Below are 12357 nucleotides of genomic sequence, written 5' to 3'. Positions count from 1 at the left end.
CACTTCGCTTTTTAAGGATTAGTTTGCATGCAAAATCATGAAACTTTTTACAATTAACTATTATATGAAGCAAGATGGCTCAAGATTCGTTTTTATTTCTGCCTTTTGTTTTCAGGCGACGATAGATTCTATATCCTTTTCGAACGGCATCAACAATAAAAAAAGGAATGGGTGGATGAAACTTATAAATAAACGGTAGATAAATTTTATAATAGGCTTTTTTTAGATCCTTCCATTTCCGGCAAAACCCGAGTTTATAAAAATCGGAAATATCAACAATATAACCTCTCCCCTCATACATGACGACATTTTTGCCATGAACATCATAGGGATTTAATCCCACCGAGCGCGCGTAATCTAAACCTAAATCAATATCGTTAATGACCGTTTCTGGAATAGGAATTCCCTTTACCACTGCATCAAACAAGGTAATCCCTTTGAGCTTTTTTAAAATCAAATAATTTTCACCATAATCATAAAGAGTAGAGTAACTTTTGTGATTTCCTAATTTTTTATAAACTTCAATTTCCTTTTTTAGTTCTTCTGGATTTCGTCCGTATACTTTTACTACCCATTGCGGCTCTGCATCAAGAGTAAATACCCCAGCATAATTACCGCTCCCGATTGTTTTCCAAAATTGCGATTGATTTTTGACTATGATTGGATTAAAGGGACTGGTTGTAATTAGTTGTATTTTCGGTAATAATTCTGTTTCTATTAAATTTATATATTCAGCTCTTTGCAAATTTCACACCTTCTAAACCTAATATTATTCATATAATAATGGAAATTTCTTTTATGCCATTATACACTAATAATGCATAGAAATATGGGGGAATAGAAAGGGTTGCTATGACTTTTCCAATTTTAGATACGAAAAGACTTAAACTAATCGAAATAACACACCAGCATATTGACTACCTATATGAGATTTTATCATTAGAAGAAGTTACTCGGTATTATGGTACCAACCGCTTTACTCTTCCTGTCGAGGCTTCAAGATTAATTGATATGTTTCATAAGAATCTGGTTGAAAAACGCGGAATTCGATGGGGGATTAAATTAAAAGAAAATCAGCGACTCATCGGCACAGTAGGTTTAAATGGCTTACAATTAAAACATAAGCGCGCAGAGATTGGCTATGAACTTCATCCAGCTTATTGGCGCAGGGGATTGGCAAGTGAGGCCATCCATGAAGTCCTGAGTTTTAGCTTTAAGCAATTAGATTTACATCGGATTGGGGCCGTTGTTTACCCTGAAAATGAAGCATCACTCAATTTGCTTATGAACATAGGCTTCATGAAAGAAGGAATCCTTCGTGGCTATATCCATCAAAATGAGCAATTCCATGACACCTGCGTGTTATCTCTATTAAAATCGGATTGGTTAGAAAGCCAGGTATAAAGCCTGGCTTTCTTAAAAGATAAGTATTAGTTTCAGACTTAGTTTACTGTCTAGCTCCAGNNNTGTTTCCTTTATCTCAGTTGGAGCGCTCCACAAGGAAGGCTTCGGCAGCATAAGCATCGCACGAAGAAAGAGCGTTAACTCTTTCGAGGAGGCCATACGCCGCTGACCAGGGCGCTTCCGCTTTTCTTATTCCTCAAAATAATTCTTTATTTTTTTGGGGTCCTTAACTTCCGTTTCCTGATAATATGGATTATTTTCAGTAACATCTTTAGGGTCGAGATTGGTTTTAATCACAAGCATTGGTGTGGGTGAAGCTTCTGCGATGATTCGATCATTTAATTGATCAAAATCTGGCATATTTTTATTTCCAGGTTGTTTAGGTTCCATTTAAACACCTCCTTAACATAGCTTGCTAAGTTTACCATGTAAAATTCCTTGAAAAGAAAAAAACTAGGAAGTAAAAACCTCCTAGTTGCTGTTATTCTTCTTCAGAGCCGACTAAGAAATCTGGATTTAACTCCTCGAATTCCTCATCGTCTACGTCCATACCCCAATCATCGTCACAGTCTTTGCATCCCTCAGAGCTTACACGAACACAAACTTTTGTCTCGCCAATCACTTCTACAAGGAATTCTCTTTCGACATGTACGATAATACGATTGCCATTTGGTGAAATGACCGCTTCAACACAATTTGGCTGCTGCAGCACTCGAGCACTAATTTCGTTGTCATCGAGGCAATCATGGTCACGATACTTTAACTTAATGACATCTGTATATTGGACACGTTCTGTAACAACCTCTGTCTTGGTATTGTCATTGAACGAATACCAAACATTGATGTCGTAAGAGCCATGTATCTCTACAGTCTTGCCAACCTTTTTCGCATTGTATTTATGGTTGATGATCCAACAGCCAAGGATACTTGTTGGACTATGCGCCGGGCTAATCGTATGATTGGACTGGGTGAATTTACGTCCTTTCGCTACTACGGCCTTGGTAATTATCTCTCTATATTCTCCCATTTCGCGCGAACCCTCCTCATTCATTTTCATTTCATCGTATGCAAGATATAAGACTAGTGTGATATTTATTTTGATGAGTACTGGATAAAAGTTTAGTCATAGTTCATTTTATGCGGGAGTTATAGGTGTGTGCCTTCCATGCCTGTACTTTAAAATAATGAGGGCTCATAAGATTTAGAATCTGGGGGAAAATAGATTGAGGATTATTATAAAAATTAAAGCTAGGCTTTAATTAAAAAGCCTAGCTAATGTCTTAATGGTTGTGATCGTGGTCGTGGTCGCAATCGCCGTGACCTTCACAAGAACCGCCATTTTTCATACTTGAACCTGTTTCTCCCATCAATACATCGCCGCCGGTGGAAATGATGATTTCATCGGTAACTGTATTTGAAATGGTTGAGGCAATTATTTGTAGCAATTCATTTACATCTAATTGAGATTGTTTGAATTCTTGTACAACAGGAATTTCATCTAATTCTTGCTCAATCGAAGCAATTTTATCTTCAACCTTCTTTAAAGCTTCTGGTTTGCCATAATGCTGAAGATTGACAGCTTGCTTTTGCAATCCTTTAATATCTGCAATTAACGTATGAACTTTCTTGTTCTCATTTAACTGTGCTTCTGCACGTTTAAAAAAGTCAACTTCTTCTGTTTCTGCAATCATCCTTGCTAAGTCAGTTGCTCGTGCAACGATATCATCTTTTGTATATTTCGCCACTTTACTTCACCTCTGCTGGTTCGAATTTCTCAACGATTTCTCCGTTTAATGACCATGTTCTTGCTTCTGTAATTTTGACTTTAACAATCTTTCCAATCGCTGATTTTGGAGCTACGAAATTTACAAGCTTATTCCTTGAAGTGTAACCGGCAAGGACATCAGGATTGTTCTTACTCTCCCCTTCAACTAGAACATCGAGGATTTGGCCTTCATGTTTTTTCATTGCTTCTAATGAAAGCTCATTTACAAGGGCATTTAAGCGTTGTAAGCGTACTTTCTTCACTTCCAACGGAACGTTGTCCTCCATTTTTGCAGCTGGAGTACCTTCCCGTGGTGAGTAAATAAACGTATAGGCTAATTCATAACCGACTTCACGGTAGAGTGACATCGTTTCTTCAAACTGTTCGTCTGTTTCGTTTGGATAGCCCACGATTATATCTGTTGTTAATGCAACATTTGGAATGGCTGCTTTAATTTTTCTAACAAGCTCTAAATATTGTTCTCTTGTATACTTGCGTGCCATAATTTTTAATACGTCTGTTGAACCCGATTGAACTGGTAAATGGATATGATCCATTAAGTTTCCGCCTTTAGCTAGTATACTTATTAAACGATCATCAAAGTCACGTGGATGGCTTGTTGTAAAGCGGATTCTTGGGATATCTATTTTTCGAAGTTCATCCATTAATTCACCAAGTCCATAGGATCCATCGTCTAGGTCTTTTCCATACGCATTTACATTTTGACCAAGCAAGGTAACTTCCTGGTAACCCTGTGCTGCTAGATGTCGTACCTCTTGAATAATTTCTTCCGGCCGACGGCTTCTTTCCTTCCCGCGTGTAAATGGTACGATACAGTAAGTACAGAATTTATCACAGCCGTACATAATATTTACCCATGCTTTTATTTTTCCGCGACGGACTTTTGGAAGGTTTTCAATGACATCCCCTTCTTTAGACCATACCTCGACAACCATTTCTTTTGACATGTATGCTTCATTCAAAATATGTGGCAGACGGTGGATATTATGTGTACCAAAAATCATATCAACTTGTTGATAGGTTTTTAGAATCTTATTAACAACTGATTCCTCTTGTGACATACACCCACAAACACCTATTAATAAGTCTGGCTTTTCCAATTTCAAATGCTTTAAGTGGCCAAGTTCACCAAACACTTTATTCTCTGCGTTCTCTCTGATTGCACATGTATTTAGTAAAATAACATTGGCATCATCAGTGCTGTCAGTTGGTTCATAGCCTAATGCTAAAAAGATCCCAGCCATTACTTCCGTATCATGTTCGTTCATTTGACAGCCATAGGTACGGATATAAAACTTTCTTCCCTCTCCCATTCCTCGGAACTTCTCTGGAATGGCAAAATCATTATGGTACTTTACTTCTTCCTTCCCGCGTTTCTTTGCTTCTTTCAGAGAAGGTGCAGTAATTACTTGTTCAAAGTACTTGCTGTAATCCTTGGCGGATTTTTTGTCCGAAGAATTAACAGAGTCGACTTGCTGACCTTCTAAACGTTGTTTTTCATTCATTTATTCAATAGCCCCTTTCTATCCATTTAACATTTTTCATCTATTGAATATTTAAGATTTATTAGCTTGTGCAAAATATATAGAGTTCCGCACATTATAATAGTATAAAGCTTAAATGGCTTGAAAACAATAGAAAATCCCGTGGCCTCTAACCACGGGATTAGTTAATTTATTCTTAAATAAATTCAGAAACTAATTTATCAAAATAGTTTTGATCAAGGTTTAGGTCTGCTTTGGCTAAAGGTGTTTCAGAGTAGCCAGTGATTAATTCTTGATATGACTTACGCTCAGTATTTTGATAAATAAGTCCAGTAACAAGACCATTATGCTTCATTAATGTCTGCATTGCATCCTCGCGATTTGAAGGATCATATCCTTCAATATCACTAAGTTTTGTTAAATTTTCTTTAAACCAATCATATGTGTTTACCTTATTGTAAGTTACACATGGACTGAAAACATTTATCAATGAAAATCCTTTGTGTTTAATACCAGCTTCAATTAACGCCGTTAAGTCTTTTAGGTCTGTAGAGAAGCTTTGTGCTACAAAGGTTGCCCCAACAGTTAATGCCATTTCCATCGGAGAAATGGATTGTTCAATTGAACCCAGTGGTGTTGACTTTGTTTTAAATCCAGTTGCTGAACGTGGGGAGGTTTGTCCCTTTGTTAAACCATAAATTTGGTTATCCATCACAATATAAGTAATATCGAGATTACGGCGAATGGCATGAATCGTATGACCCATTCCAATTGCGTAACCATCACCGTCACCACCTGAAGCGATAACCGTTAAATCGCGATTTGCCATTTTCACACCTTGTGCAATCGGTAGTGAACGACCATGAATCCCGTGGAAGCCATATGAATTAATATATCCGGAAATACGTCCTGAACAGCCTATACCAGAAATAACAGCTAAGTTTTCAGGCTCTAATCCAACATTAGCTGCCGCACGTTGCATTGCCGCTTGTACAGAGAAGTCGCCACAGCCAGGGCACCAGTTCGGTTTTACATTGTTTCGAAAGTCTTTAAAAGTGGCCATGATTAGAACAACTCCTTACATTTTGTATATACTTCGTGTGGTAGGAACGGATTTCCGTCATATTTTAGATGCTTGGTAATCTTTTCAGCATGTCCTACATTCATTTTCATAATATTCGCTAATTGCCCAGTGGCATTGTTTTCCACGACAACAATTTTCTTAGCTGAACGGACAAGTGGAAGAACTTCGTCTGTAGGGAACGGATGAATTAAACGAATGTGAGCATGATTTACCTTTAAGCCATCATTCTCTAATCGAACCATTGCCTCTTCAATTACCCCGCGAGTTGAGTTAAATCCTACAAATAAAACATCTGCATCTTCATGCTTTACATTTTTATATACAGGTGTATTAAAGCGGATATTTTCAATTTTACGGAAACGTTTATCCATTTGTGCAATTCGGTTTGCAGCAGATTCAGATGGTTTACCTGTTTCGTCGTGCTCAACACCTGTTACATGATGAATACCATTTTTCATACCAGGAATTACACGTGGTGAAACACCATCTTCTGTTACTTCATAACGTTTAAAATAAGCATTATTTTCGTTTGCCGGTATCTCTTCAGATACTAATTTTCCGCGTCTGATTTCAACTTTATCATAGCTTAGAGGTTCAACTGTTTGTTTACCTAAAGATAATTGAAGGTCAGATAAAATGATAACTGGGCATTGGTACTCTTCAGCTAGATTAAATGCCTCTGCTGTATCATAGAATGCTTCTTCAACAGTACTTGGTGCCATGACAATTTTCGGAATTTCACCATGTGTTCCATAAATCATTGCCATTAGATCTGATTGTTCCTGTTTAGTTGGTAATCCTGTCGAAGGTCCGCCACGTTGCGTGTCAACAATAACTAGCGGAGTCTCAGTAATACCAGAAAGACCGATTGCTTCCATTTTTAAAGATAATCCAGGGCCAGCAGACGCAGTGATTGTACGGACGCCACCATAGTTAGCCCCGATTGCCATCGTACAAGCAGCAATTTCATCCTCTGTTTGAATGACTGTACCACCTAGAGCTGGCAGCTTTTTAATTAAATATTCCATTATTTCAGATGCTGGTGTAATTGGGTATGCTGCCATAAAACGGCATCCGCCGGCAATAGCCCCAAGAGCGATCGCATCGTTTCCAATCATGAACATCCGTTTCTTGCCGTCAGCCTTTTCAAGTTCCATCGTTGGAACTCCTGATGCAAGATTTTCCTTCATTTTATCAAAACCGGCTTTGATTGCATCCATATTTTTTGCGACAACCTGGTCGCCTTTTTTGCCAAAAATCTCACGAACTACCACTTCAAATACATTAATATCTAAATCTAAAACTGCTGATGTTGCACCTATTGCCACCATGTTTTTCATTAAAGAAGTTCCTAGTTCAGTCGCTATTTCAGTAAATGGTACCGCATACAATGATGCATCAGTATCTTCAGGTTTCTTTGGAGAAAACTTGGCATCAGCAAGGATTACACCATTACTATGTAGTTCTTTGTAGTTTAAATCAATCGTTTCTTGGTCAAATGCTACTAGGATATCTAAGTCATCAGAGATAGAACGTACTTCTGTAGTACTAACTCTGATTTTATTGTTTGTATGCCCACCTTTAATACGTGAAGAAAAATGACGATACCCATACAAGTAATATCCCAGGCGATTCAGTGCAATAGCAAAGATTTCCCCAGTACTTTCAATACCTTCCCCTTGTTGTCCTCCAACTTTCCATGAAAGTTGATTGATCATGACTTACACCCCTTTGGATATGTAAAAATAAGTAGATTTGATTAATGCAATATTAGTTTAGCACTATTCCGAGTAAATCACTAGAAATTAGCCTATAGAATTCCTGAAAAGACTGATATACAGTATCAAGGAGATGTACTAAACGCTTACAATTCTAGACCTATGCATTAAAAAATGCAACCCTTTAAAGAGAAATATTGTCTAAAATATGAATATTTTTTTATTATTTAAAATATATACCCATTCAATCATGTCGCCCCTCAAAAAAACATGCTTCTTGCCCATTATATGGCAGTTTTTCCTATCTTAAGAATAATATGAGTATTTAATATTTATATTCTAGAAATCACAGATATTTATCTTAGAATAATATTTTTACATTCCAGATAATTCATAACCCCCAAACATAAAAAATACCTGCTTGTTTTACCAAGCAGGTAGAATGTATTTATTCATGTTTGATTTCCTGTCAATAGTCTATCTCTTTCAACGCGGTTCAACAATTAGCTTGATAGCTGTGCGTTCTTCTCCGTCAATTAAAATATCGGTAAACGCAGGGATACAAATTAAATCAACTCCGCTAGGTGCTACAAATCCTCGAGCAATTGCTACTGCCTTAACGGCTTGATTTAATGCACCCGCCCCAATTGCCTGTATTTCCGCTGCACCTCTTTCACGCAGAACCCCGGCAAGTGCACCAGCTACAGAATTAGGATTAGATTTTGCTGAAACTTTTAATATATCCATTTCTAGCTCCTCCTTAGAAAATCCCGATCCCGCATGAGCAGTTTCATGAACAAATCAGGTTATAACATTCCACTGCTACTATATTCAGTTGTAAAAAAACATATTCCGGCTTGGACAAAAAAATTAGAAAAGTGGACGCACCTGAGAGAATAGCAAAACATGATAAAAGATTATTGATAAAAAATAAGAGCAAAATTAATTTGCTCTTACGAAAAAAATGGATGATCGTCATTTATTAAGATTGGTTGAATCTTTTTCGTCAAACCCGTTTTCCGGTCCAATTCAATATATACAGCACTAAGCTGATTTCTTCCCCCTGCAGCCACTTCAAACCGTACGGGAAGGCTTGTAAGGAACCTTTTAAGGACAGCCTCTCTCTCAACCCCTAGAATGCCATCATACGGGCCTGTCATGCCTACATCAGATAAATATCCAGTTCCATTCGGAAGAACTCGATTATCGGCCGTCTGTACATGTGTATGTGTCCCTACTACCGCAGATACCCTGCCATCTAAGTACCAGCCCATTGCTTGTTTCTCACTTGTTACTTCTGCATGAAAATCGACAAAGATAAATGGAGTTCTCTCTTTGGCAATTTCAATTAATTCATCCGCCTTTTTAAACGGACAATCCAATGGGGCCATAAAAGTTCTCCCTTGCAGATTAATAACAGCAATCTCTAACTCATTTACTTTAAAAAATGCCATCCCCTTCCCTGGTGTTCCTTCAGGGAAATTCGCTGGTCTTACCATATTTTTAGCCGTCTCAATAAATTCAAAAATTTCACGATTATCCCAGGTATGATTACCGAGGGTAACTGCCTGGGCACCATACCCTAAAAATTCACGATAGATTTTTTCGGTAATCCCCTTTCCTCCTGCTGCATTCTCACCATTAATAATCGTAAAATGAGGACGATACTTTTCCTTTAATTTTGGAAGATACTCCTTCACCATGTCCCTGCCTGGTGAACCGACAACATCACCGATAAATAGTAGATTCATTATAATTCCTTTCGTCACCAAAATTGTTATGATATAAATAATATCACATTCAGACTATTTATTTTTTGATTAGTATTCCAAAAAATAAAGCGGTGCATGTGCACCGCTTTATTTTGCATATTCAACAGCCCGTGTTTCACGGATAACTGTTACTTTTATATGTCCTGGATAATCCAGTTCTTCTTCAATGCGCTTGCGAATATCGCGAGCTAAGCGGTGCGCTGCCAAATCATCAACTGAATCTGGTCTTACAATAATACGAACTTCCCGACCTGCTTGAATGGCAAAGGATTTCTCTACACCTTCATAAGACTCAGAAATTTCCTCTAACTTTTCTAGACGGCGGATATAGTTTTCAAGCGTCTCACTACGTGCCCCTGGTCTTGCTGCCGATAACGCATCAGCTGCGGCAACTAAAACGGCAATGATAGATGTCGGCTCTGTATCACCATGATGAGAAGCAATACTATTGATTACTACCGGATGTTCCTTGTATTTGGTTGCAAGTTCCACACCAATTTCTACGTGGCTGCCTTCCACTTCGTGATCAATTGCTTTACCAATATCATGAAGTAAGCCTGCACGACGTGCTAAGGTTTCATCTTGGCCCAATTCAGCTGCAAGCAGTCCAGAAAGCTGTGCTACTTCCATTGAATGCTTTAAGACGTTTTGACCGTAACTTGTACGGAATTTCAAACGGCCAAGAATTTTGATAAGATCTGGATGAAGACCATGAACACCCACTTCAAATGTGGTTTGCTCACCAACCTCACGAATATACTCATCGACTTCACGACGAGATTTTTCTACCATTTCCTCTATTCGTGCTGGGTGGATTCGCCCATCTTGAACTAACTTTTCAAGTGCTAAGCGGGCCGTTTCACGGCGAATAGGATCAAAACCTGATAGAATGACAGCTTCGGGAGTATCATCAATAATTAAATCAATGCCCGTTAACGTTTCTAGCGTACGAATATTTCTTCCTTCACGGCCAATAATACGGCCCTTCATTTCGTCATTTGGCAGGTTGACGACAGAGACAGTCGTTTCCGCAACATGGTCAGCAGCGCAACGCTGGATAGCTAGCGAAAGAATTTCTTTCGCTTTCTTGTCTGCTTCTTCTTTCGCACGATTCTCGCTTTCCTTAATCATTATCGCACTATCATGGGTTAATTCCTGTTCCAATCTATCGATAATAATAGCTTTCGCTTCCTCGCGTGTTAAGCTTGAAATTCGTTCGAGTTCAGTTTGTTGTTTTCGTACCAACTCGTCCACTTTGCTTTCCATCTCTTCAATATGCTGTTGTCTTTGGTTTAGAGAATCATCCTTCTTTTCTAAAAGATTTTCACGCTTACTTAACGTTTCCTCTTTTCGATCAAAATTCTCTTCTCTTTGCAGTAAACGGTTTTCTTGTTTTTGCATTTCATTTCTTCGTTCACGAACCTCACGTTCTGCTTCTGTACGAAGCTTGTGAATTTCATCCTTTGCTTCTAGCAAAGCTTCCTTTTTCAATGAATCAGCATCACGTTTCGCATCTTCAAGAATCTGCTCCGCAGCATTCTTTGCACCTGCTACTTTTGCTTCAGCAATGGATTTATGAACAAAATAGCCAACAACGGCACCGACGATAAGGCCAAGCAAAATGGAGATGATAGTAATAGGTTCCAATCGTTACACCTCCTCTTGCTATGAACTTTTGTTACATTTTTTAAGTGTCGGCATGTACATTGTTTAGACTCAACATACAGCAAGCACTACGGCTTTTTTTCGAATTGTAATAATACCAAAAATGTAAAATATACATGTTAATTGTAAAGGTGGGAATATTCATTGTCAAGGCTTTGTCCTATAGGCTTTTTGAAATATTTAGAAAAGGACATCATTTTATGATATCAAAGACTTATATTCACAGATTGTTACGTGAAAATTTTTGTAACTACACTATGTAAAAAGGAGCAAAACTAATAAAGCTTTGCTCCTTTTGTTTAGTCGATTAATTCAAATTGTTCATCATCATCAGTTGTTTCAGTGACTATTTTTTCACCATCTAATCCATAATGTTCACGGATTTTTGTTTGAATTTCGAGACGAATATCAGGATTTTCCTTTAAGTACAGCTTCGCATTTTCACGGCCTTGACCAATTCTTATATCGTTATAGGAATACCATGAACCGCTCTTTTGAACAATATCCAATTCGGAGCCTAAATCAACAATTTCCCCTTCCTTAGAAATTCCCTCACCATACATAATATCTACCTCTGCCGTACGGAATGGCGGAGCAACCTTATTCTTTACGATTTTAATTTTGGTTTTATTCCCGACAATGTCCGTTCCTTGCTTCAACGCTTCAGCACGGCGTACTTCAAGACGAACTGTTGAATAAAACTTTAAGGCTCGACCACCAGGTGTTGTCTCGGGATTTCCAAACATAATGCCGATTTTTTCACGAATTTGGTTAATAAAAATAGCAATTGTCTTCGATTTATTGATGGCTCCAGATAGTTTACGAAGTGCTTGTGACATCAAACGTGCTTGTAAACCAACGTGAGAATCTCCCATTTCCCCTTCAATTTCCGCTTTTGGAACTAATGCTGCTACAGAGTCCACGACAAGAATATCAATAGCGCCGCTTCGTACTAATGCCTCAGCAATTTCAAGTGCTTGTTCCCCAGTATCAGGCTGTGATAATAATAACTCATCAATATTAACCCCCAACTTTTGGGCATAGGTTGGGTCTAGAGCATGTTCCGCATCAATAAATGCAGCTTGTCCGCCATTTGCTTGAACTTCAGCTATTGCATGTAAAGCAACCGTTGTTTTACCCGAGCTCTCAGGGCCATACACCTCGATAATACGGCCTCTCGGATACCCACCCACTCCAAGAGCCGCATCAAGTGCTAGAGAGCCGCTTGGGCTTGTTAAAATCCTCGTATCCGTTTTTTCCCCCATCTTCATGACGGAGCCTTTACCGAATTGCTTTTCTATTTGCTTTAACGCCATTTCTAAGGCCGCTTTACGATCATTACTCACGAATTTCTTCCTCCCTTATATATAAACAAAAGCTATTTGCTACAATCTATCAAATTAAATCCTATTAATAATATAACCTCTTTTCGGATATTTGTCGA

12 protein-coding genes are annotated in these 12357 nt (G+C 38.3%); 1 reads left to right on the top strand and 11 read right to left on the bottom strand.

The annotated features are described in order from the left end of the window. Nucleotides 1–79: 79 nt before the first annotated feature. Nucleotides 80–745 carry a serine/threonine protein kinase gene (locus tag V7121_RS05435; RefSeq protein WP_335495449.1) on the bottom strand — a complete coding sequence of 222 codons (666 nt, stop codon included), beginning with the start codon at nucleotides 743–745 and terminating at the stop codon, nucleotides 80–82. 107 nt (nucleotides 746–852) lie between these two features. On the opposite strand from V7121_RS05435, the gene V7121_RS05430 reads away from it, so the two are divergent. Then, a complete protein-coding gene (locus V7121_RS05430) occupies nucleotides 853–1404 on the top strand; it encodes a GNAT family N-acetyltransferase (RefSeq protein WP_335495451.1) in 552 nt (183 codons plus the stop codon). A gap of 189 nt (nucleotides 1405–1593) precedes the next feature. Here the strand turns inward: V7121_RS05430 and V7121_RS05425 are convergent, their stop codons facing one another. The 10 genes from V7121_RS05425 to recA form a co-directional block, all read right to left on the bottom strand. Then, nucleotides 1594–1794 (bottom strand): hypothetical protein, encoded by a 201-nt coding sequence (locus V7121_RS05425; RefSeq protein WP_335495453.1) that lies wholly within the window; start codon nucleotides 1792–1794, stop codon nucleotides 1594–1596. 91 nt (nucleotides 1795–1885) lie between these two features. Then, nucleotides 1886–2431 (bottom strand): outer spore coat protein CotE, encoded by a 546-nt coding sequence (locus V7121_RS05420; RefSeq protein ID WP_335495455.1) that lies wholly within the window; start codon nucleotides 2429–2431, stop codon nucleotides 1886–1888. Nucleotides 2432–2684: 253 nt separating this feature from the next. Beyond that, on the bottom strand, nucleotides 2685–3149 hold the full coding sequence (locus tag V7121_RS05415) for a RicAFT regulatory complex protein RicA family protein (protein ID WP_335495457.1): 465 nt from the start codon (nucleotides 3147–3149) through the stop codon (nucleotides 2685–2687). A gap of 1 nt (nucleotide 3150) precedes the next feature. Further along, on the bottom strand, nucleotides 3151–4695 hold the full coding sequence (gene miaB, locus V7121_RS05410; RefSeq protein WP_335495459.1) for a tRNA (N6-isopentenyl adenosine(37)-C2)-methylthiotransferase MiaB: 1545 nt from the start codon (nucleotides 4693–4695) through the stop codon (nucleotides 3151–3153). A 175-nt stretch (nucleotides 4696–4870) separates the two neighbouring features. Beyond that, nucleotides 4871–5737, bottom strand: coding sequence for a 2-oxoacid:ferredoxin oxidoreductase subunit beta (locus V7121_RS05405; RefSeq protein ID WP_335495460.1), 867 nt, complete (start codon nucleotides 5735–5737; stop codon nucleotides 4871–4873). A gap of 2 nt (nucleotides 5738–5739) precedes the next feature. Continuing rightward, nucleotides 5740–7476 carry a 2-oxoacid:acceptor oxidoreductase subunit alpha gene (locus V7121_RS05400; protein ID WP_335495462.1) on the bottom strand — a complete coding sequence of 579 codons (1737 nt, stop codon included), beginning with the start codon at nucleotides 7474–7476 and terminating at the stop codon, nucleotides 5740–5742. Nucleotides 7477–7962: 486 nt separating this feature from the next. Then, nucleotides 7963–8223 (bottom strand): stage V sporulation protein SpoVS, encoded by a 261-nt coding sequence (gene spoVS / locus V7121_RS05395; RefSeq protein ID WP_026566505.1) that lies wholly within the window; start codon nucleotides 8221–8223, stop codon nucleotides 7963–7965. 206 nt (nucleotides 8224–8429) lie between these two features. Next, complete coding sequence (locus tag V7121_RS05390) at nucleotides 8430–9227, bottom strand: TIGR00282 family metallophosphoesterase (protein ID WP_335495464.1); 798 nt, start codon at nucleotides 9225–9227, stop codon at nucleotides 8430–8432. Nucleotides 9228–9335: 108 nt separating this feature from the next. Further along, nucleotides 9336–10895, bottom strand: a complete 1560-nt coding sequence (rny, locus tag V7121_RS05385; RefSeq protein ID WP_335495466.1) for a ribonuclease Y — start codon at nucleotides 10893–10895, stop codon at nucleotides 9336–9338. 317 nt (nucleotides 10896–11212) lie between these two features. Continuing rightward, the gene (gene recA / locus V7121_RS05380) at nucleotides 11213–12259 is read right to left on the bottom strand and encodes a recombinase RecA (RefSeq protein ID WP_335495468.1); all 1047 of its coding nucleotides are present in this window, start codon (nucleotides 12257–12259) and stop codon (nucleotides 11213–11215) included. Nucleotides 12260–12357: the final 98 nt, after the last annotated feature.

The organism is Neobacillus drentensis, from assembly GCF_036962125.1.
In the GTDB taxonomy this organism is placed as follows: Bacteria; Bacillota; Bacilli; order Bacillales; family Cytobacillaceae; genus Neobacillus; species Neobacillus drentensis_B.
The sequence above is the reverse complement of the archived record's forward strand: the minus strand, read 5'-3'. Positions and strand labels throughout refer to the sequence as shown.

Excerpts from the sequence above, each read along its gene's own strand:
- V7121_RS05430 (WP_335495451.1), top strand. The coding sequence starts at position 853 with ATGACTTTTCCAATTTTAGATACGAAAAGACTTAAACTAATCGAAATA.
- V7121_RS05425 (WP_335495453.1), bottom strand. The coding sequence starts at position 1,794 with ATGGAACCTAAACAACCTGGAAATAAAAATATGCCAGATTTTGATCAA.
- V7121_RS05420 (WP_335495455.1), bottom strand. The coding sequence starts at position 2,431 with ATGGGAGAATATAGAGAGATAATTACCAAGGCCGTAGTAGCGAAAGGA.
- miaB (WP_335495459.1), bottom strand. The coding sequence starts at position 4,695 with ATGAATGAAAAACAACGTTTAGAAGGTCAGCAAGTCGACTCTGTTAAT.
- V7121_RS05405 (WP_335495460.1), bottom strand. The coding sequence starts at position 5,737 with ATGGCCACTTTTAAAGACTTTCGAAACAATGTAAAACCGAACTGGTGC.
- V7121_RS05400 (WP_335495462.1), bottom strand. The coding sequence starts at position 7,476 with ATGATCAATCAACTTTCATGGAAAGTTGGAGGACAACAAGGGGAAGGT.
- spoVS (WP_026566505.1), bottom strand. The coding sequence starts at position 8,223 with ATGGATATATTAAAAGTTTCAGCAAAATCTAATCCTAATTCTGTAGCT.
- V7121_RS05390 (WP_335495464.1), bottom strand. The coding sequence starts at position 9,227 with ATGAATCTACTATTTATCGGTGATGTTGTCGGTTCACCAGGCAGGGAC.